Raw genomic sequence first — 19218 nt, forward strand, 5'->3', positions numbered from 1 at the left:
GTGACGCGTGAATCCCTCCCTGCTTCTGTCCTTGCTGCTGGTTCCCCTGCCTATTGCCTACCTCGCTTGGTCATTCCTGTCGGTTGACCGAAAGGCCCAACGCGCCGTCCGGGTGCTATTGACGAGGGGCGACAAAATTGCCGAGGTCGGTCCGCAGAGTCGCGGCGGTGCACTCGAGCTCATTGGTTACCGCCTGACCCCTGGAAGCTACGTCCAGAAGCTGGATAGGCTGCTTTCGTTGGCCGGCCGTCCGCCGTCGCTCCCTTTGGGACGCGTCCTCGCAGCTAAGCCCCTACTCGGATTGTGCGGAGCACTTCTTGGCTTGTTCATCAGTGCCAACAGTTCGAGCGGCATCATCAAGCTCGTGGGGATATTTGTTGTGTTGCTTGGTTACTTTATTCCGGATCTGATGCTGTACAGCAAAGGACAAGAGCGTCAAAAAGCCATGCAATTGGAACTCGCAAATACCATGGACCAAATGCTGATATCCGTCGAAGCTGGCCTCGGTTTTGAAGGAGCAATGGCCCGCGCCGGAGAAAATGGGAAGGGACCTTTGGCGGAGGAGTTGGTGCGGACGCTGCAGGACATGCAGGTTGGACGGAGCCGCCGCGAGTCCTATCTGGCACTGGCTGAGCGTACTAACGTTCCTGAACTCCGGAGCTTCGTGCAGGCCGTGATCCAGGCCGACACATACGGCATTGCCATCAGCCGGGTCCTGAGGGTCCAAGCGAAGGTTATGCGTGTGAAGCGTCGCCAACGCGCGGAGGAGAAGGCGATGAAGCTTCCGGTGATGATTCTCTTCCCTCTTCTGTTCTTCATCTTCCCGGTGCTGTTCATCGCCATCCTGGGTCCGGCAGTCATCAACACGATAGCCACCTTCAGTGGCGGCTGAGCGCAATAACGCATTAGCTGAATTAGTGCACTCGATGAAAAAGAGGTAATCAGGAAAGGCCTAAGATTTCCTTAAGATAAGCATAAGTTCGGTTTTTCCCCGAATTCAGAAAGTAGCATTGGGCTATGTTCAGTTCAGGTTCCAGCGAGGTCAACGAGGATTCAGATCCGAGCCATGCGTGCTCGGCTGGCGACTCCAACGGGCTGCCCGCGGTCCCGCCTGTCGAACATCCCATACTGGATCTGGCAGAATTCCAACTCCTGGAAGATCAAGTGGACAATCCGCTGATCGCCCGCACGTTTGCCGGCGACTTCGCAAAACTCTGGGGAAAGCGATACGAAATCCTCGCAACCGCCGTCGAGCACGGTGACGTGGCGGCGGCACTGAACGCGGTCCTAAGCCTCAGGACCTCTTCCGTCATGGTTGGCGGCGTTCGACTCGCTGTACTTGCGGCGCAACTGGAGGAACGCATTCGAAAAAGTGAATTGCGTGAGGCCCGGCCTCTCCTCAAGGAAGTTGCAGAATGCGGGCACCAAACGGTCCTGGAGCTAAAGGGCAGCTACGTACTCCGGAACGACTGACGTCCGAGCCGCTTAGTCCGGTCTTTTCGGCGTGAGCCGATACCCGACTCCTCGGACGGTCTGAAAAAAGCGCGGCGATTGTGGATCTTCGCGAAGCTTTCGGCGGAGGTTCCCGATGTGGGTCTCAACAGCCCGTTCGTCGGATTCGCTGATATACGCATCGTCGTCATAGTAATCACCGCGCGCTGCCTTGACGAGGTCAGCGCGCGTCCGCACCTCCCCTTTGGCCCGGAGCAAGTCGAGGAGCAGATCGAATTCGCTTCTCGTCAACGTCAGGGCTGAACCTTGAACGGTAACCGTGCGTGATTTGTAGTTCAGGGCCAAGCCATTGTGCTTTATCACCGCTTGGTCGGCCCCGTCCGAACCGGCGTAATATCCGCCGCGATCTTCCAACGGCAAGGCAAGCCCGCCGTCCGCGCGTGGCCTGCGCATCATGGCGGTGACCCGGGCCCTCAATTCACGCGGCAAGAACGGCTTCTTGACGTAGTCGTCCGCGCCGGTCAGGAAAGCCGTCAACGCGTCCGGCTCGTCGCGCCTGGCCGTCAGCATCACCACATATGCGTCGCTGAATTGCCGAATTCGCCGCAGGACCTCGTGGCCATCCATATCCGGAAGTCCGACGTCGAGCGTTACCACGGAGGCATGGTGATCCCGGACCACTTCCACGCCTTCGCGTCCGGTGGCGGCAGAGTGCACCACAAATCCAGCTTCTTTGAGGATGGCGTCAACCAAATTTCGTACATCTTCGTCATCCTCAATGACTACGGCTACCCCAGGCTCGCTCATTGGACATCCTCGCGGGTGCGCATCGCCGCAAAGCCCAGCGCAACGCGGTAAATGTCACCCAAATACTCACGATACAAGCATTGCGGGCATCTGGCATCTAATATGTGGATTAAGTGCTGATCAGAACCTTCCACGTGGATCGTTCGGGGCCGTCGTATTGTTGTTCCTTGGGGGAATAGATGACTCCGGGCGCTCCTTCGGGAATCGCTCGATGCAGTAATTGGTTCGCGAATCTCCAACGAAGGGTCTTGACTTGAGTGAGCAGCCATTTTTCCGCACGGCCGTCCGTTTCTTCAGAAAACTCACACCTCGCGCCCGGTTGGCTGTCTGTGAATTACCACTGACGCTCATCATCGCGGGTCTGGCGATCGCGGCCCCTACTCTTTGGCCAGGCTTAGTCCAAAACTGGGTGTTCGTCACTGGAGTCCTCCTCCACGGCATCCTGTTCCTGAGTTGCCTGCTGGTCCCTTGGGAGCGCTTGGCGCCGAGCGCAGGCCTGGCAATCCCTATTTTGGATTTTGTTGCCCTCTGGTTCACGCGAAACGGCGCCTTCAATGCGATACCAGGCCTCATCACATTAGCTATCTTTCCCGTCATCTGGCTGTCTGCCTCAGGCATGCTTTCCAAGACAAGCCTGATCCTCAGCTTTGTGGGTCCTTTCTTCATTGCGCTTCCGCCAGTCGTTTCGCACTTGCCCCGTCCCACCTCATCAGATATTTCTTCGGTGCTGCTTTTGCCCCTCATGATGTTCGCTATGGCAGTCTCCATTCGATTGGCTGGTTCAAATGCCCGTCTCCAGCAGCGGCGGGTAAAACAGCGGGATCAGGTTCTGCGCCAATTGTTGGCTGCTAGCCGGGAGCGGGAGACGCTGCTCAAGACAATCTTGGACACGATCGACGTCGGAATTGTCGCCGTCGATTCGAAGGGCGAGACTCTCCTGATCAACAACCAACAAAAAGCATTCCTACGGATGGGATTGCCGGCGGAAGGCTCACCAGGGCCCGCGGAACAAGACTGGCCGGTTTTCGGCCAGGACCGGCGGACTCCGCTTCCACTTGAAAAGGGCCCCATTCGGAGGGCGGTTCAAGGGGAAACATTTTCCGACTATCTCCTTTGGTTCGGAGCCGGTACCGAACAGCGGGCCATCTCTACCGCCGCGCGGGGTATGAAAAACGACTTCGACGATGGGTTTGGCGGTGCCGTCATCGTTTTCAGGGACGTCACGGATGTTGTCGATGCCCTTGCAGCCAAGGACGAGTTGGTTGCCAACGTTTCGCACGAATTCGGTTCCCCACTGACATCGATCTTGGGCAACATCGATCTTGTGCTCCGCGGCGCCCAAGAACTCCAACCAGCAACCAGGAGCGGGCTGGAAGTGGCGGAGCGCAATGCCGAGCGGCTCCGTGCCCTGGTGGAAGACCTCCTTTTGTCAGCCGCCGCCGTGGAGAGCGTGAATCCTCGGCGCACTGATTTGGCTGGCCTGGTGGAAAACAGCTTGGTTTCTGCGCAGGCGCAGGCCGACGCTGCCCATGTGGACCTTGTTGCCAACGTACAGGCGCCCCTGTGGGCGAATGCCGACCCCTTGAGGCTGGGGCAGGCCTTGGACAATTTGGTTTCCAACGCCATCAAGTATTCGCCTGGCGGCGGATTAGTGACGGTAAAGGCGGAGCGGAACGACGGCTGGGTCCAGCTTGAGGTGCAGGACACGGGAATGGGCATGACCATGGACGAGTCGACCAGGATTTTCACTCGGTTCTTCCGGACAAATGCTGCCCGTCAGGCCGCGATTCCAGGCGTTGGCCTCGGCCTGTCCATTACCAAGTCCATCGTGGAACGCCATGGAGGCAGCATCACCTGCAGCAGCAAGCCCGGCAGTGGAAGCACGTTTACCGTGGCGATCCCCGCAGGGACGCCTTCGGAGCCTTTACAGACAGACGCGCCGGCACTGTATTAGGCCACATCCCGGACCGGGTAACTGCTCCCTCGTGCAAGTAGCCAGCCGAGTAAATTAGAGTACCCATTACTCGTGACCGGCCCTAGAGGCAACGGATTGAATGGAACCCAGTTGGTCTCAAGCGCAGTTCCTGGTCTCTGGGGGTTATCCGTATGTGTGTTTCCTACAATCCTGTTGTGATTCTTCCGCGTCCCGCAGCGACGGAGGCAGTCCGTTGAGCGCGGGAATGGAATCCGCTGCCAACTTCGCGGGATCGTTGCCCGGGCTGATCCTGATGGACTTGGGCCAGGCAATGGTGGTCGTATGCCTGTGCTTCGACATGGTTCGTGCCCTGTCCGTGCCCCGATCGCATCGTCGCTACGTGGCCAGCACCATTTTCAGGACCCTGGCAGTGCCGTCGATTCTCGTCATGGGCGTCAGCGTGTTGGCCAAGGCTGTCCTCTGGTCTTGGATGGACGTGGCGATGGGCGTCCTCGTGATCGTGATGATTATCTTCCGCTGGCACCACGACAAGGATGAGGACAATTGGTGGAAAGGCAAAGGCAAGAAGCTGGCCCGCTGGGCGCGGAAGCAACTGGCGCCGCGACCTGCTTTGGCCCCGGTGATGGGCTGACCCCCTCAGACGCTCGCTCACCTTTGGGGTGTTTCCTGCGGACGCTCGCTCACCTGAGGTGAGCGAGCGTTCCCGATTTTGCCCCTACATGTGAGCGAGCGTCCCTTCTATTTGCCCGGGGCCGGTCTGTTGGGCTATTTGCCTGCGCCCGGTCCACTGGGGCCCGACGGCGGCAATCCCGTTGCGCTGCCTTCCCTCCTTTGAAGGGTTCCCCCAGACGCTCGCTCACCTTTGGGGTATTTCCTGCAGACGCTCGATCACTTGAGGTGAGCGAGCGTCCCGGTATTTGCCCGTATATGTGAGCGAGCGTCCCGGTATTTGCCCGTATATGTGAGCGGGCGTCCCGTCGATTTGCCGACGCCGCCCCACCCCGCGCTCGACGGCGGGGCACACCCCGCGCCGCGGGCCCCGCCGGGCCCATACGCTTGACGCATCTCGCGCCTTCCGCATATTCTGAACGAACGGTCGGTAAATATTTAGGAGCAACCATGGCATCGCAGAATCTGCAGTCTGTGCCCGCTGAGCTGTCCCCGGAAGAGCAAGAGCGGGAGGCGGCCGGTCAGGCGTACTTTGACCGCATCATCTCCGAGGACTCGCGCATCGAACCCCGCGACTGGATGCCGGAGGCCTACCGCAAGACCCTGCTCCGCCAGATCTCGCAGCACGCGCACTCGGAGATCATCGGCATGCAGCCGGAAGCCAACTGGATCACCAGGGCTCCGAGCCTCAAGCGCAAGGCCATCCTGATGGCGAAGGTGCAGGACGAGGCAGGCCATGGCTTGTACCTCTACTCGGCCGCGGAAACCCTCGGCCAAAGCAGGGACAAGATGACCAGCGACTTGATCGCCGGCAAGGCCCGGTATTCGTCCATCTTCAACTACCCCGCGATTTCCTGGGCAGACATGGGTGCGATCGGCTGGCTGGTTGACGGTGCCGCCATCTGCAACCAGGTGCCTCTGTGCCGTGCTTCTTATGGCCCCTACGGACGCGCGATGGTGCGCATCTGCAAGGAAGAGTCGTTCCACCAACGGCAGGGTTTCGAGATCCTCCTTGAACTGTCCAACGGCACCCCTGCCCAGAAGGAGATGGCCCAGGACGCCGTCAACCGCTGGTATGCGCCCGCGCTGATGATGTTCGGTCCGCCGGACGACGATTCGCCCAACTCCAAGCAGTCCATGGCGTGGAACATCAAGCGGTTCAGCAACGATGAGCTCCGCAGCCGCTTCGTCGGCATGATGGTTGAGCAGGTCAAGGTCCTGGGCCTCACGCTCCCTGACAAGGACATCCGTTTCAACGAGGAAACCAAGAAGTGGGAGCACGGACCGCTGGACTGGAACGAGTTCAAAGACGTTCTCGCCGGCAAGGGTCCCTGCAACGCGCAGCGGCTTGAGCGCCGCCGTGAAGCGCACGACGACGGCGCTTGGGTCCGCGAAGCCGCCGCCGAATACGCGCGCAAGCAAGCAGAAAAGGAACACGCAGCATGACCACCCCCGCCAACGCAACCCCGGCCAGCCAGCCCCACGAAACCCCCTGGGCCCTCTGGGAAGTTTTCGTCCGCTCCAGCCGCGGCCTGTCCCACGTCCACGCCGGATCCTTGCACGCTCCTGACGCGGCGATGGCGCTGCGCAACGCCCGTGACCTGTACACGCGTCGCAACGAAGGCGTGTCCATCTGGGTGGTTCCTGCCGAAGCCATTTCCTCGAGCGACCCGGACTCCAAGGGTTCCTTCTTCGAATCTCCCCAGGGCAAGGACTACCGCCACGCGACGTACTACACCAAGAGCGAAGGCGTGAAGCACCTGTGAGCACGCCGGAACAGATCAACACAGACTTCGCGATCGAAGGCCACGGCGACATCTCCGTCGGCGTCAGGGGAGCGGGTGCCTCCGGAGACGGTTCCGCCAGCGCCACGCGCATCACCCCCGGAAACGCCCTTCGCCCCGAGGACATCGCGCTCGAAATCCGCCGCGGCACCACCAAACCCACAAAAGACGTCGCGGAATACGCTTTGCGCATTGGCGACGATGGTTTGATCCTGGCCCAGCGTCTGGGCCACTGGATCTCCCGTGCGCCCGAGCTCGAGGAAGACGTCGCCCTGGGCAACATTGCACTCGACCAGCTGGGCCACGCCCGTTCCTTCCTGACCTACGCGGGTGCGGCGTGGGACAAGTCCGAGGACGATCTGGCGTACTTCCGCCGGGAGCACGAGTTCCGTTCCGCTCACTTGTTCGAGCAGCCGAACGGGGACTTCGCCGTCACCATCGCCCGGCAGTTCATTGTGAGCTACTACCAGTTCGAGCTTTACAAGCGGCTCACCGGCTCCACGGATTCCACCATCGCGGCCATCGCGGCGAAGGCCCTCAAAGAGGTGGACTACCACCGTGACCACAGCGCACAGTGGGTGCTGCGGCTCGCGGGCGGAACGGAAGAGTCCCGCGGTCGTATTGTCCAGGCCTTCAAACTCGTCTGGCCGTACGTCGATGAACTCTTCGAAGACGACGAGCTCACGGCCCGCGTCGCGGCAACCAAAGCAGGCGTTCAGCCGTCCAGCCTCCGGGCAGACTTCGACCAGCTCACGGGCGAAATTTTGACCGAAGCTGGCTTGGACGAGGACCTCAAGCTCGGAGCCATCCCGCAGGCCCTGGGTGGCGGCCGCCAAGGCAAGCATTCCGAGCACATGGGCTACCTGCTTGCCGAGATGCAGGTCCTTGCCCGCGAACATCCCGGTGCAAGCTGGTGACCGTGATGGACATGTTCGTTCAGGACACAAGCGTCAAGGCCAAACAAACCGCCGAGCAGAAGGCCTGGGGCATCGCAGCCACGGTCTGCGACCCGGAGATTCCCGTCCTCACCATTGAGGACCTGGGGATCCTCCGTAACGTCCAATTGTTCGACGACGGCGGGCTGGTCCCCGCCGTCCAGGTCACCATCACGCCGACCTACTCGGGCTGCCCCGCGATGGACGCCATCCGCGACGACCTCAAGACCGCCTTCCACAAAGAGGGCTACCCCAGCGTCTACGTCGAGCTGGTCCTTGCCCCGGCCTGGACCACGGACTGGATGACAGAGCACGGCAAGGCCAAGCTGCAGGAGTACGGCATCGCACCTCCAAGCGGCAAAGCAGCCGCCGGCGGCCACGCCGGCAAAGTCCGCCTCAACCTCGCCGTCAAATGCCCCCAGTGCTCTTCGCTCAATACCAAGGAACTCACCCGCTTTGGTTCCACATCCTGCAAGGCGCTTTTCGTCTGCCAGGACTGCAAGGAACCGTTCGACTACTTCAAAGTCCTGTAAGGAATCTGACATGCCCGTTGTCCGCCAGACCGCAGCCGAACAGGCGCAGGCCACCGGCCGCCGTCGTGCGTCTTTTCATTCCCTCAGCGTTTCGGAAGTCCGCCGCCTGACTGAAGACGCCATTGAGGTCACGTTCGGTGTTCCGGCCGAGCTCGCTGGCCAGTATGATTACCTTCCCGGCCAGTATGTGGCGCTTCGCACCACGCTTCCGGATGAGAGTGGGGAGCCGCACGAGGTCCGCCGCAGCTATTCCATCTGCGCCGAGCCGCGCAGCTTCGCGGACGGCAGCAGCGAGATCCGCGTGGCCATCAAGAAGGACCTGGGCGGCATCTTCTCCACGTGGGCGAATGCCGAACTCAAAGCCGGCGACACGCTGGACGTCATGAGCCCCATGGGCGCGTTCATTTCCAAGCACGGCAAGGACGGCAAGACCGTCCAGCAGAACGTCATGAACTCCATGAACAATCCGCAGGAGATGGCCGGCGAGCTCCCGAACGCGGGTTCCTTCGTGGCCATTGCCGCCGGTTCGGGTATCACCCCGGTGATCGCGATCGCCCGCACCCTGCTGGCCGCGAACCCGGACACACGCTTCGACTTGATCTACGCCAACAAGGCCGCCATGGACGTCATGTTCCTCGAGGAATTGGCGGACTTGAAGGACAAGTACCCGTCGCGCTTGGCGCTGCACCATGTGTTGTCGCGCGAGCAGCGCATTGCGCCGCTCATGACGGGACGTATCGACGCCGAGAAGCTGCAGCAATTGCTGGGCACTGCCATCCATGCGGAGGATGTGGACGAATGGTTCCTGTGCGGGCCGTTCGAGCTGGTCCAGCTGTGCCGCGATACCCTCGCTGCCCGTGGCGTTGAGCCCGAGCACGTGCGCTTTGAGCTCTTCACCACTGGCCGCCCGGACCGCCCCGAAGGCAACGCCGGCCGGCCCGTTGTGGAGGACGAGTCGAAGGACACGTTCAAGATCACCTTCAAGCTGGACGGTTTGACCGGCGATGTCGCCAGCCCCACCCACGCCCGGGAATCCATCCTTAACGCGGCTTTGCGCGTCCGCCCGGACGTTCCGTTCGCGTGCGCCGGTGGCGTGTGCGGCACGTGCCGCGCCAAACTGGTCACTGGGACGGTCAGCATGGACGAGAACTACGCCTTGGAGCAGGATGAGTTGGACAAGGGCTACGTGCTGACGTGCCAGTCCCACCCCACAAGTGAATCCGTCACGGTCGATTTCGACGTCTAAGGAATAAGCGAATGATCGAGCTCTCCATCTCCAACGGCATCGCCGAAATTGTCCTCAATGCTCCGGAAAAGTTGAATTCTCTTGACGAGGCAGCGCTTGCGGAACTGGATAGAGCGTACGACGACGCCGCTGCCGCCGCCTCGCGCGGCATGGTGCGGGCGCTGCTCCTCCGCGGAGAGGGCCGCGCGTTTTGTGCCGGACGCGACATCGCGGGCGTGACCCCGGAGAGCGACGACGCCAAGTCGTACCTCAGTGGGCTTGTGGAGCCGTTGTTGAAGAAGATGGCAGCATTCCCTGCCCCGACCTTCGCGGCCGCGCATGGAGCGTGCCTGGGGGTCGGCCTTGGCTTGTTGCTGGCCACGGATGTGGTCTATGTGGCGGAGCATGCCAAGTTCGGTTCGCCGTTCGCCAAGTTGGGCGCCACGTTGGACTCGGGCGGGCACTGGTACTTCACGGAACGCCTGGGCATGCACCGGACCTTGGACCTCATTTACACCGCGGATCTGATCAGTGGCGCCGAGGCCGTGGCGCAGGGCATGTTCAGCAGGGTCATGCCTGATGACACCTTGCTGGAGGCCACCCGGATCATCGTGGAGCGGGTGGCAGCGGGTGCCACCGGTGCGTTCACGGCCAGCAAGGAGCTGGTGGCTCACATCCGCGATCAGCGCCTTGGGCTGTGGGCTGCCATGTCCGAAGAGAACGACGAGCAAGCACGCCTGTGCAAGACCGAGGACTACGCCGAGGGTTTCCGGGCGTTCCAGGAGAAGCGGGCGCCGGTCTTCAAGGGGTAGTGCGTCCGGGCTGGTTACCCTGAAGGGGTGACTCGTGTTCGTCGGCTGAGCGTCGTCCTATTTTTGAACCTGGTGCTGGTGGCTGGGTTGGTTGTTGTCGGAATTTCGGCGAACTCGTTGGGCGTGCTCGCTGAGGGCGCGGACTACCTGGCCGATGCTGCCGCCATTGGGGTGTCCTTGTTGGCCGTGCGGGTATCCAAGCTGCCGCCGACCCCTAAGCGTCCGCAGGGATATCCGATGGCCACCACCTGGGCGGCGGGGGTAAACGCCAGTTGGTTGCTCGTCCTGAGCGTCGCAATTCTGGTGAGCGCAGCCGGACGCCTCCTCACCGGTACCAGTGAGGTCCACGGCCTGCCCGTGCTCATTGTCAGCGGGATCGCCGCCGTCGTGATGTTCGCGGGTGCCCTCATCCTCGGCGGTGACGGCGACAACAAGGCCAGCGGCGACCTGAACATGCGCGCGGTCCTTCTTGATACCGCCGGCGATGCGGCGGCAGCGGCCGGGGTTGCCGTGGCTGGTGCCGTCATCTACGTGACGAACGGCCTCTACTGGCTTGATCCTGTTGTCGCGGCGATCATTGCCGTGGTGGTGGGATATCACGCGGTCCGGTTGCTGCTCGAAATCTTCCAGGCTCTGCGCGCGCATAGGCGCAGCGCCTCGCGGCCGTGAGCGCAGTGCCCGTGAGCGTGGTGCCCCAGGATTGCCATCATTTGACGCAGGGGATAGTACCGCCCTGAAGGGCTCCCGTGGAGTCGGCGTACGTGCTCGTCGTCGCGGCCGGTGCCGGATTGGCCGGTGCCGGATTGGCTGGTGCCGGGTTGGCGGGCGCTGGGGTTTCGGGTGCGGCATTCGCCGGAGCGGGTGCCGGTTCCGGGGCGGTGGTGCTTGTACCCGGGGCCGGCTGTGTTGCCGGCGGGGCCGGAGTGAGGAGTTCCTTCACGGTGGCTTGCACTTCGTTGATGTCCACGGTGTTGATGGAGGCGCCGTCCGGGGATCAGCCGAAACCGGTGATCGGCAGGGTGGTGAAGGCTATGTTGCCTCCGGTCAGGGAGGTTGCCTGCTGGGCCAGCTGGATCAGGTTCAGCTCGGAATCGACCACGATGTTCTTGCTCACGGCGTTCAGCACGCCCTGCATTTTGCCGATGTCGGTGAAGGTTCCGGCCTGCTTGAGCTGGCGGGACACCGAGGTGATGAAGGCCTGCTGGCGGCGTTCGCGGTCCAGGTCCGAGAACTGGTAGGTCGGGTCAGTGGTGTCCCGTCGCTGCCGGACGAAGGCCATGGCCTGTTTGGCGTCGATCTGCTGCATGCCGGCTTTGAAGTCGGCCCCGGAGAAGGTGTCCTGGGTGGCCCGGTTGACGCACACGGTGATGGGGGCGATGGCCTGGGCCGTCTGGTAGAACGCGGCCATGGTGACCTCGATGAAATGGTCCACGTGCACTCCGCCCAGGAACTGGGTGACGGTCGCGATCTCGGCCTTGCGTCCGGCGTCGCGCGCTGCCTGGTAGGTGGCGTCGTCATCGGCTTTACCGGCGTTGATCAGCGAGCTTTTTGCGGCGTCGAATCCGTAGCCGTAGGCTTCCTTGATCTTGGCGTTGAAGGGACCGTTTCCGGGGATGCCACTGACCTGGACGTAGTCGTCGCGGGGAATCGAGATTCCCGTGGCTTTAGATCCGTCCGCTGGGATGTGGATGAGCATCAGGACGTTGGAGTTGTAGCCGCCGATGCTCTGGTCCCCGGCATGGAGTGCGTCGTACATTTCCGGCGGAAGAGGCTGCCCCTTCTCGTCAACCCGGGTATCCAATCCCATGACCAGGATGTTCGTGTCCTTGCTCAACTTCGGGACATCCTGGCCGTTCAGGGCGTCGGAACGGTGGAGGTTTGCGTTGAACCCGAGCACGGTCCCGCCCACATAGACGATGACGCCCACCACCAGTGCGGCAGCGGTCAGCGCGGCGACGAAGACAATCCTGCGACGGCGGAACTTGCGGTCCCGGTCACGTTTCAGGAGTTGCTCATACAGCGACAGCCGTTGCGCGTTGTTGGGTTGAATCATCGGGTCTTTCACTTTCTGGAGGGCCGGGCCAACGGACAGCACCCGTAGGTGCCCGGCAGAAAGCCGGGCACCTACGTGGGGGAGGGCTTGTCTTAGTGGCTGGTGCGCGTCTCGGTCTGGGCGTGGTTGCTGCCGGGAGCCGCGCGGTTGTGTTCGCGGCGGGCCCAGTCGTCCGGGATCGCCGCTTCCAGGGCGTCATCAACCGTGATGACGCCGAGAATCCGGCGTTCGGCGTCCAGCACAGGGAGGGTGAGGAGGTTGAAGTCAGCCATGGTTGTTGTTACTTCGATGATGTCATCGCCGGGCTGTGCGCTGACGGGCTCGGGGTCGGCGACGTCGCCGAGGGTTTTGCTTGGGTCCGATTGCAGGGCCTGGACCAGGCCTATGACGCCTTCAAGGGTTCCGTCCGGGTGGAGGGAATAGATGGTGGTCAGGGCTTCCGGCTGTTGGGCGGTGGCGGTCCGGACGCTGTCGATGGCCTCTGCCACGGTGGTGGTTGAGGGAAGGGCCGTGAAGTCGGTTCCCATTAGCCCGCCGGCCGTCGCGTCGTGGTAGCCAAGGAGCGCCATGACTTTGGCGTTCTGGGTTGCGGGCAAGAGGGCCAGGATCACTTTGCGGCGTTCCTGGGGCAGGTCCATGACGGCATCGGCGGCATCGTCGGCGCGCATGTGGGCCAGGACGTCCGCGACGTCCCGGTCACTGCGGTCCTTCAGGATGCGGGACTGGCGGTCGTCGTCGAGCTCTTCAAAGACGTCCGCTTCAAGCTCGGGGTCGTTGTGGACCTGCGCGAGGAGTTCGTGCTGTTCCTTGTCGGAGGAGTCCTCGATGAGGTCGGCGATCTGGGCCGGCTTCATCTTGCGGAAGCGTGCCGGATCCGAGCGCACCTTGCTGGAGTCCTCGTGCCCTATGAGGGGCATGAACTGGTTCCAGTCGCGGGTCGCGTGGGGTTTGTGGCTGCGCTCGGTGCGGAACCAGCGTGGCTTGTGGACGTCCAGTCCGGTGGCCTCCCAGGAGTCTCCGGTCTTGCGGAGTTCGATGTCGTAGGCCTTGACCATGATGGTGCGTTCGGTGTCGATGAGTCGGTGTCCCAGGACGTCTTCCTTGAGCAGGACTTCGCCTTCGCGCCGGCTGAAGGGGCGCAGGTCCAGCTTGGTGGTGCGCAGCCGGACACGGTGGGCCTCGATGCCGGCAAGGTCTTCGACGCTGGTGAAGATCTGGGTGTTGCCCACATCGATGACCAGGCCGCTGAGCGTGGGGTAGGAGCCGTCGCGGAGCCGGACGATGACGTCAGCCAGGGCGCCGATCTGGTTGCCCTTGGGGTCGAGGACGGGCTGGCGCACGAGTGTTGAAAGCAGGAAGTGTGGTGCGCCGGTGATGTCTTGGGTGTTGCTCATCGCTTGGAGCCTTTCGCGTGAAGGGGGCTTGATGGGCCTGTTGTGGAATCTACGCCACTGGGGTTCAGCCGCCAATAGCGAGCTGGACCACGCGTACGATGACCAGGATCATCGCGATCAGGAGGTAGACGCGCAGGACGGTGAGCCCTGCCCTGCGCGCGGTGGAGAGTCTCGGTGCTTCCAGGAGCGTCAACGGAGGCATTCTCCATTCGCGGCGCTCGGCGTGGCTGACGGCTTCCCGGGCGGGGCCGGGCCGGAAGGCGCGGTAGCCCACATAGGCGATGCAACCGAGCAGGCAGGCGCCGGCGCCGATGAAGATGATCGCGACGATGGTGTCCCCGGTCATGTCCGGGAACAGGACGCTTGAGGTAAGGACCAGGGACAGGATCACGAGGATGCCGATGATGAACGCGGTGAAGATGTTCAGGAACTTGCCGTTGACCCAAGGTCCGAGCACTTGCTTGTCGTTGCACAGAAGCAGCAGGAACACCGTAGCGGAGGGCAGCAGGACGCCCGCAAGGACCTGCACCCCGACAGTCAGCAGGCCCAGGGGCGCACCGGGGATCAGAACGACGATGGCCGAGATCAGCAGGATGCCGGCAAAGACGGCGTAGAAGCCCTTGGCGTCGGTGACCCTGCGGTGCAGGGAGTGCTTCAGGCCAAGAACGTCACCGAGTGCGTAGGAGGTGGACAGGCCCACTGCTGCGGCACCGATGATCGAGGCGTCAATCAGGGCAACGGCAAACAGCACGCCTGCGGTCTTTCCGACGTACTTCCCCAGGCCGTCGGCCACGCCTCCGGCGTCGGTGAAGTTTCCGAATTCGGGCTGGCCGCCGAACGTCGCGGCCGTGAATCCCATGATCGCCCCTGCGCCCACAATGACGATGGCGATGCCGATCCAGAGGTCGGCCTTTTCGTAGTTGATGAAGCGCGGGGTGATGCGCTTGTCGATCAGGTAGGACTGCTGGAAGAACAGCTGCCAGGGCGCAATAGTGGTGCCGACGATTCCGATGATGAGCAGTGTCACTGTTGACAGATCCGAACCAGCAGGAACACTGGGGACCACGAAGTCGTGGGCCATCTGGCCCAGGTCCGGGTGCACCATTACGATGATCGGAACCAGCAACAGGGATCCTGCCACGAGGGTCATGCAGACACGTTCGAAACGCTTGAGGGATCCCGTGGAAGCCGCCCCGATGATGATGGCGGCCGCAACAAGGACTCCGATGACCTTCGGGATGCCCAGGTAGTCGAGGCCAAGGCTGATGCCGATGAACTCGGTCACGATCGTGAGGGCGTTCAGGATGAACAGGTCGATCACGCTGAACGCGCCCCAGAACTTGCCGAACCGCTCCAGGATGAGCCTTGCGTGGCCCACACCGGTGACGACGCCGAGCCTTAGCACCATTTCCTGGTTGACGTAGAGCACGGGAACCAGGAGCAGGAGGGTCCAGAGCAGCGACGTGCCGTAGTTCTGGCCGGCCTGCGTGTAGGTGCCGAACGCTCCGGCGTCGTTGTCTCCGACCATCACGATCAGGCCGGGCCCGACGACGGCCAGGAGAGTCTTCAGCTTGGCCTTCCAGCCGCTGCTGGGAGCCTCCTGATCCATCTTGATGGTGCCGAAGGCACCCTTGATGTCGCCGACGTGCGCGCTGTCGAGTGATGCAGTTGTTTCGTGTGCCGCAGGGATTGTGGGCTGCGGATCCGTGGGGATGTTCGTGGGCATGGGGTGTCCTTCCCGGGACATGAAGACATCCACCCGTGACATGCCGAAGGCGCCGCCGTCATGGCAGCCGGGTGGAGTCGCGGGCGACTAGTTGGGGGAACAGGCGCAGGTTAACCTGCGTGAGAAGCTGGATTCAGCGCCGCGTCGGGGCGGCACCACTGGATCGACTATGATCACCACTCATTTGGTGACCACCTCCAATCGGCGCTCTGCACAGCCAGGGAGGAGGCCGGGCATCCCACCCGGCGGTTGCCCCTCCTCGTAAGACCTTTGGCACTTCACGGCGTGAACCCGGCGTTCCGGGAGCCAATCGGGGCAACCCCTTAATCCGGGGGAGCCTGTCCTGACCCGGGGCGTCTCTCGACGTTGGGGGTCGCTGGCATGTATCCGCGAAGGAGCCTCAGCTAACGAATGGCACCTTACGTTCCGATGATAGGGCACGGACTTACACGTGCCAAACCGGCTTTTCGAAATTGTTCCGCGCGGCAGAAGCACGTCCGATCACCACGCGCGTGCCTCAGTGGGCTGACCGGGATGTGGGGGAGGACTGTTGGTTTCGCGCCCGGTGGAGGCGGTACTCCCGAGCGGTGATCCATACGATGAAGATGTCGAAGGCCGTCAGGAGGACAAGGCCCCAGGAGAAGGCCACCACAATCCGATAGCCCTGGTAGACGATGAAGACCAGCAGGAATGCGATCATCCACGGGTAGGCCCAGAGCTTGTCCTTCAGGACGGCCCAGACCAGGACGATTTTGACCACGCCGTGGAGCAAGAGGTAGATCGCGCCGAACAGCGACGCCGATACCGAGAGGTTGGAGCTGAAATGGACCAGGCTATTCGCCACGAAGTCGTGCGGGTCCTGGGCTAGTTCGTGCTGGGTGAGGAACCGGACTAGATCTCCGATCTGCTCGGGTGTAATCACCAGGAGGAGTACGCCGCCCACCAGCTCAAGAACACCGTCCAGGCCCTTCAAGATGAGGCTGACGCGAAATGTCCTGTCGAGCAGTGTTGTTCCGGGTTTATTCGTTCTCATGACACTTCCCTTCGGTACGTCAAGATACATTCTTTCTTATGTGGACACTGCGGGACCTCACTGCGAGGGAACGTCCATTCCCCCGAAAGGAACTATTTCCATGAACCGCACGGATGTAGACCATGCCCCTCTCTTCTGAGCCCGCAGGAGTTTTCGCGATTGAAACACATGGCCTGAGCAAGCACTTTGGCAGGCATACCGCCGTCGATGACCTGACCATGCGCGTGCCTGCGGGAGCCATCGCAGGTTTTATCGGGCCCAATGGGGCAGGCAAGACGACCACCATTCGCCTGCTCCTGGGGCTGGTCCAACCGGATGCGGGCAGCGCCACGGTTCTGGGCCACTCTCTCACTGAATTCGAGCGCTACCTGCCGCGCGTCGGGGCACTGGTCGAAGCGCCGGCGTTCTATCCGGGACTCTCCGGGCGGACCAATCTGGAAGTGCTCGCCCGACTTGGAGGCCATCCCGCTGCCCGCGTGAGCGAACTGCTGGACGTGGTGGGACTCTCCGATCGGGCGCGTGATCGGGTCGGAACGTATTCGCTGGGCATGAAGCAGCGCCTTGGGGTGGCGATGGCCCTGCTGCCCGATCCGGAGCTGCTCATTCTCGACGAGCCAGCCAATGGCCTTGATCCCCTCGGCATCATTGAGATACGCGAGATGCTGCGCCGTTTGGCCGGCCAGGGGAAGACCATCCTGCTCAGCAGTCACTTGCTCGGCGAGTTGGAACAGCTCACCGACTGGCTGATCATCCTCAATCAGGGGAAGGCCCTGTTCTGCGGACCGGCCAGGGAACTGTTGGCCCAACGCGTCGAGATAGTGGTCGAAGCCCAGGACGCGGTCCAGTTGGATCTGGTGGCCCGGATGGCGGGCGAGGCCGGCTACGCGGTCACGAGGGAGGATCAGGTCTTGCGCGTCACCTGTTCTGCCGGTTTTGCCGAGACCTTGAACCGGCAGGTCAAGGAAGCCGGTGCGCCGGACCTGACCATCCGAGTAAGGGAAGCCAGCCTCGAGCAGCTGTTCCTGGCTTTGGTGAAAGGAGACCGCTCATGATTTCCCTGATCCGTGCGTTTCGCAGCGAAGTGCTCAAGTTCCGCCGCTGGAGTGTTTTGGCGGTTGCGGGGGTGATGCTGGTGGTGAGCACCTCTATCGCATATCTGACGTTCCATCAGATCGCATCTGGAGCCACCGGCAGTGAGATGACCGGCCTGATTGCGGCGTTCCACACACCTCAGGGATTGGTCTCGATCATTGGCCAGGCCCGCTCCCTGATCATTGCCATCGCGCTGGTGATGGTGACAGCCAATCTCGCTGCAGAATGGTCCCAAGGGACGCTGCGCAACCTGTTGGTCTTTGAGCCTCGCCGCCTGCGGTGGTTGGCAGGCAAAATGCTGGCGCTGGTCCTTTTTGTTCTGCTCTCGATGCTGTTCACCCTGCTCATCAGCGGCACATTCATCCTTGTTGTTGCTCAAGGCCAGGGGATTCAGACGGCTGCCTGGACCTCTCCGGAGGGGATGCGCGTCTTCCTGGCGTTCTTGGGCAATGAACTGCTGTGCCTCATCGGGGTGAGCGCGCTGGGCATGGTCATCGCCGTGCTCACTCGTTCGGTCGCAGCCGGTGTCGGGATCGCCCTGGCGTACATCCTGGTGGTCGAAGGCATCATCGCGGTGGTTTTGCCGCAGGTCGCCCAGTGGTTCCCAGGCCGGGTGTTCAACACCATTGTGGGGACCACCGTGCCCTTGGTTGGCCCGACCCCTCTCCAAGGCTATCCGGCGGCCTTGGGAGCAGCACTCCTGTGGATTGTCGGCTTCGTTGTGGTGAGCGCCATCTTGTTCCCCCGCCAGGACGTCAAGGCTTGAAGGAAAGAGCAAGCAGTGTCCCCTCCGGCGTCGTCGGCAACGAGCGCCTGACCGCACTGATCGGGGCTGTGGTGCTGGTGCTGTCGGTGGCCGAGATCGCTACCGTTCCGACCCTGGGCAGCCTGATCGTGGCGCACTTCTTCGTTGGCGTGCTCCTGGCGGGCCCGGTTGTGGCCAAAACGGCCAGCACCGGCTGGCGATTCATTCGCTACTACACGCGGGATCCCGCCTACCGCCGCAAGGGTCCGCCTCGGACGCTTCTGCGCGTGATAGCTCCGGTGCTCGTCGTCTCGACACTCGTGCTGATCGGCAGCGGCATTGCCTTGGCCATCACCGGGCCTGCCCCCGAGATCCTGATCCGGGTGCATGTCGTCAGCTTCTTGGTCTGGCTAGCAACCCTCGCAATGCACGTCTTCGCGTACGTGAGGCGGGTGCCCCGGCTCATAGCCGAGGACTGGCGCCGCAGCCCCGTCGTGCGGACGCGAGGGAACCCGAACGCGCCGGAGCCTTCGGGACGCTGGACGCGGCTGGCGGTGAACATTGCGGTGCTCGCGTTGGCCGCGATCGCTGCGGTGCTGCTTGTGCCGACCGCCGCACCATGGGATGGGTGGCGTGGTCAGGCTGTGACCGGACCTGGGGTCCTCGCCGTCGCGGTGAGCATCGGTACCGCGGTCGCGGTGATGCTCAAGCGCCGCTAGAGGGAGAAGCAAGGCCGCAGCCGCATGTGTTTCAAAGATCCAGCGGATGCGCTGGCGGGATGAACTCGGTGAAGCGTCCGACGAATTCAGATATCGCTGAGCCCGACGCCTGAGTCATCGAGGCACGGCGAACGTTTTCCGGCCGGGGCGCCGACGGATCTGCGGCAGACGCAGGGGTGTCCCGGGACCGCCGGGATCGACAACCAGACGAACCTTTCCATTTTGTTGTAGTTGCCGAAGTGCAGCACGGCCCCGTCCAGCTTCGGTGCGAGGTCACGGCTGACACTGAGGGCTATTTCCTGT

Annotated in this window: 20 protein-coding genes and 1 riboswitch; of the genes, 14 read left to right on the forward strand and 6 right to left on the reverse strand. The window is 62.5% G+C overall.

Annotation, left to right across the window (positions count from 1 at the left end):
• Positions 1 to 7 precede the first annotated feature (7 nt).
• Both AC3ANQ_RS04105 and AC3ANQ_RS04110 read left to right on the forward strand, forming a co-directional pair.
• The gene (locus AC3ANQ_RS04105) at positions 8 to 892 is read left to right on the forward strand and encodes a type II secretion system F family protein (RefSeq protein WP_488303940.1); all 885 of its coding nucleotides are present in this window, start codon (positions 8 to 10) and stop codon (positions 890 to 892) included.
• Positions 893 to 1017: 125 nt separating this feature from the next.
• Positions 1018 to 1473 carry an Hpt domain-containing protein gene (locus AC3ANQ_RS04110; protein ID WP_488303941.1) on the forward strand — a complete coding sequence of 152 codons (456 nt, stop codon included), beginning with the start codon at positions 1018 to 1020 and terminating at the stop codon, positions 1471 to 1473.
• 12 nt (positions 1474 to 1485) lie between these two features.
• On the opposite strand, the gene AC3ANQ_RS04115 is transcribed toward AC3ANQ_RS04110, so the two are convergent.
• The gene (locus AC3ANQ_RS04115) at positions 1486 to 2259 is read right to left on the reverse strand and encodes a response regulator transcription factor (protein ID WP_488303942.1); all 774 of its coding nucleotides are present in this window, start codon (positions 2257 to 2259) and stop codon (positions 1486 to 1488) included.
• A gap of 409 nt (positions 2260 to 2668) precedes the next feature.
• Between AC3ANQ_RS04115 and AC3ANQ_RS04120 the strand changes: the two genes are divergently transcribed.
• The 9 genes from AC3ANQ_RS04120 (at position 2669) to AC3ANQ_RS04160 (ending at position 10822) form a co-directional block, all read left to right on the forward strand.
• On the forward strand, positions 2669 to 4213 hold the full coding sequence (locus tag AC3ANQ_RS04120; RefSeq protein ID WP_488303943.1) for a sensor histidine kinase: 1545 nt from the start codon (positions 2669 to 2671) through the stop codon (positions 4211 to 4213).
• A gap of 226 nt (positions 4214 to 4439) precedes the next feature.
• A complete protein-coding gene (locus tag AC3ANQ_RS04125) occupies positions 4440 to 4826 on the forward strand; it encodes a hypothetical protein (RefSeq protein ID WP_488303944.1) in 387 nt (128 codons plus the stop codon).
• 488 nt (positions 4827 to 5314) lie between these two features.
• Positions 5315 to 6310 (forward strand): 1,2-phenylacetyl-CoA epoxidase subunit PaaA, encoded by a 996-nt coding sequence (paaA, locus tag AC3ANQ_RS04130; RefSeq protein ID WP_488303945.1) that lies wholly within the window; start codon positions 5315 to 5317, stop codon positions 6308 to 6310.
• Positions 6307 to 6630: a 1,2-phenylacetyl-CoA epoxidase subunit PaaB gene (gene paaB, locus AC3ANQ_RS04135; protein ID WP_268020556.1), complete on the forward strand. Its 324-nt coding sequence runs from the start codon at positions 6307 to 6309 to the stop codon at positions 6628 to 6630. Before paaA ends, paaB begins: the two co-directional genes overlap by 4 nt.
• Positions 6627 to 7565, forward strand: a complete 939-nt coding sequence (gene paaC / locus AC3ANQ_RS04140) for a 1,2-phenylacetyl-CoA epoxidase subunit PaaC (RefSeq protein ID WP_488303946.1) — start codon at positions 6627 to 6629, stop codon at positions 7563 to 7565. Before paaB ends, paaC begins: the two co-directional genes overlap by 4 nt.
• Positions 7566 to 7576: 11 nt before the next feature.
• Positions 7577 to 8116: a 1,2-phenylacetyl-CoA epoxidase subunit PaaD gene (gene paaD, locus AC3ANQ_RS04145; RefSeq protein WP_488305255.1), complete on the forward strand. Its 540-nt coding sequence runs from the start codon at positions 7577 to 7579 to the stop codon at positions 8114 to 8116.
• A gap of 10 nt (positions 8117 to 8126) precedes the next feature.
• A complete protein-coding gene (gene paaE, locus AC3ANQ_RS04150; RefSeq protein ID WP_488303947.1) occupies positions 8127 to 9362 on the forward strand; it encodes a 1,2-phenylacetyl-CoA epoxidase subunit PaaE in 1236 nt (411 codons plus the stop codon).
• A gap of 11 nt (positions 9363 to 9373) precedes the next feature.
• Positions 9374 to 10153 carry an enoyl-CoA hydratase/isomerase family protein gene (locus AC3ANQ_RS04155; protein WP_488303948.1) on the forward strand — a complete coding sequence of 260 codons (780 nt, stop codon included), beginning with the start codon at positions 9374 to 9376 and terminating at the stop codon, positions 10151 to 10153.
• Between the two features lie 27 nt (positions 10154 to 10180).
• On the forward strand, positions 10181 to 10822 hold the full coding sequence (locus AC3ANQ_RS04160; protein ID WP_488303949.1) for a cation diffusion facilitator family transporter: 642 nt from the start codon (positions 10181 to 10183) through the stop codon (positions 10820 to 10822).
• Positions 10823 to 10859: 37 nt separating this feature from the next.
• Here AC3ANQ_RS04160 and AC3ANQ_RS04165 read toward each other — a convergent pair whose 3' ends face one another.
• The 5 genes from AC3ANQ_RS04165 to AC3ANQ_RS04185 form a co-directional block, all read right to left on the reverse strand.
• Positions 10860 to 11120 carry a hypothetical protein gene (locus tag AC3ANQ_RS04165; protein WP_488303950.1) on the reverse strand — a complete coding sequence of 87 codons (261 nt, stop codon included), beginning with the start codon at positions 11118 to 11120 and terminating at the stop codon, positions 10860 to 10862.
• Between the two features lie 27 nt (positions 11121 to 11147).
• Positions 11148 to 12206, reverse strand: a complete 1059-nt coding sequence (locus AC3ANQ_RS04170; RefSeq protein WP_488303951.1) for an LCP family protein — start codon at positions 12204 to 12206, stop codon at positions 11148 to 11150.
• A 92-nt stretch (positions 12207 to 12298) separates the two neighbouring features.
• Entirely contained in the window at positions 12299 to 13600 is a 1302-nt protein-coding gene (locus tag AC3ANQ_RS04175) for a magnesium transporter MgtE N-terminal domain-containing protein (protein WP_488303952.1), read from the reverse strand.
• Positions 13601 to 13664: 64 nt separating this feature from the next.
• Positions 13665 to 15326, reverse strand: coding sequence for an Nramp family divalent metal transporter (locus AC3ANQ_RS04180; RefSeq protein ID WP_488303953.1), 1662 nt, complete (start codon positions 15324 to 15326; stop codon positions 13665 to 13667).
• A gap of 248 nt (positions 15327 to 15574) precedes the next feature.
• A riboswitch (M-box (ykoK) riboswitch) is annotated at positions 15575 to 15745 on the reverse strand.
• A 98-nt stretch (positions 15746 to 15843) separates the two neighbouring features.
• The gene (locus AC3ANQ_RS04185; RefSeq protein ID WP_488303954.1) at positions 15844 to 16359 is read right to left on the reverse strand and encodes a DUF2127 domain-containing protein; all 516 of its coding nucleotides are present in this window, start codon (positions 16357 to 16359) and stop codon (positions 15844 to 15846) included.
• 122 nt (positions 16360 to 16481) lie between these two features.
• Here AC3ANQ_RS04185 and AC3ANQ_RS04190 point away from each other — a divergent pair, with 122 nt between their 5' ends.
• Genes AC3ANQ_RS04190 through AC3ANQ_RS04200 form a run of 3 tightly spaced genes read left to right on the forward strand, consistent with a single transcriptional unit; the run spans position 16482 to position 18915 of the window.
• A complete protein-coding gene (locus tag AC3ANQ_RS04190) occupies positions 16482 to 17411 on the forward strand; it encodes an ABC transporter ATP-binding protein (protein ID WP_488303955.1) in 930 nt (309 codons plus the stop codon).
• A complete protein-coding gene (locus tag AC3ANQ_RS04195) occupies positions 17408 to 18217 on the forward strand; it encodes an ABC transporter permease (RefSeq protein ID WP_488303956.1) in 810 nt (269 codons plus the stop codon). Before AC3ANQ_RS04190 ends, AC3ANQ_RS04195 begins: the two co-directional genes overlap by 4 nt.
• The gene (locus AC3ANQ_RS04200) at positions 18214 to 18915 is read left to right on the forward strand and encodes a hypothetical protein (protein WP_488303957.1); all 702 of its coding nucleotides are present in this window, start codon (positions 18214 to 18216) and stop codon (positions 18913 to 18915) included. Before AC3ANQ_RS04195 ends, AC3ANQ_RS04200 begins: the two co-directional genes overlap by 4 nt.
• Positions 18916 to 19218: the final 303 nt, after the last annotated feature.

Source organism: Arthrobacter sp. DMZ02-1R, from assembly GCF_057747935.1.

What these genes read in the sequence shown, in the direction of transcription:
- AC3ANQ_RS04110 (WP_488303941.1), top strand. Translation starts at nt 1,018, where the DNA reads ATGTTCAGTTCAGGTTCCAGCGAGGTCAACGAGGATTCAGATCCGAGC.
- AC3ANQ_RS04115 (WP_488303942.1), bottom strand. Translation starts at nt 2,259, where the DNA reads ATGAGCGAGCCTGGGGTAGCCGTAGTCATTGAGGATGACGAAGATGTA.
- AC3ANQ_RS04125 (WP_488303944.1), top strand. Translation starts at nt 4,440, where the DNA reads ATGGAATCCGCTGCCAACTTCGCGGGATCGTTGCCCGGGCTGATCCTG.
- paaA (WP_488303945.1), top strand. Translation starts at nt 5,315, where the DNA reads ATGGCATCGCAGAATCTGCAGTCTGTGCCCGCTGAGCTGTCCCCGGAA.
- paaB (WP_268020556.1), top strand. Translation starts at nt 6,307, where the DNA reads ATGACCACCCCCGCCAACGCAACCCCGGCCAGCCAGCCCCACGAAACC.
- paaD (WP_488305255.1), top strand. Translation starts at nt 7,577, where the DNA reads ATGTTCGTTCAGGACACAAGCGTCAAGGCCAAACAAACCGCCGAGCAG.
- paaE (WP_488303947.1), top strand. Translation starts at nt 8,127, where the DNA reads ATGCCCGTTGTCCGCCAGACCGCAGCCGAACAGGCGCAGGCCACCGGC.
- AC3ANQ_RS04155 (WP_488303948.1), top strand. Translation starts at nt 9,374, where the DNA reads ATGATCGAGCTCTCCATCTCCAACGGCATCGCCGAAATTGTCCTCAAT.
- AC3ANQ_RS04170 (WP_488303951.1), bottom strand. Translation starts at nt 12,206, where the DNA reads ATGATTCAACCCAACAACGCGCAACGGCTGTCGCTGTATGAGCAACTC.
- AC3ANQ_RS04175 (WP_488303952.1), bottom strand. Translation starts at nt 13,600, where the DNA reads ATGAGCAACACCCAAGACATCACCGGCGCACCACACTTCCTGCTTTCA.
- AC3ANQ_RS04180 (WP_488303953.1), bottom strand. Translation starts at nt 15,326, where the DNA reads ATGCCCACGAACATCCCCACGGATCCGCAGCCCACAATCCCTGCGGCA.
- AC3ANQ_RS04185 (WP_488303954.1), bottom strand. Translation starts at nt 16,359, where the DNA reads ATGAGAACGAATAAACCCGGAACAACACTGCTCGACAGGACATTTCGC.
- AC3ANQ_RS04190 (WP_488303955.1), top strand. Translation starts at nt 16,482, where the DNA reads ATGCCCCTCTCTTCTGAGCCCGCAGGAGTTTTCGCGATTGAAACACAT.
- AC3ANQ_RS04195 (WP_488303956.1), top strand. Translation starts at nt 17,408, where the DNA reads ATGATTTCCCTGATCCGTGCGTTTCGCAGCGAAGTGCTCAAGTTCCGC.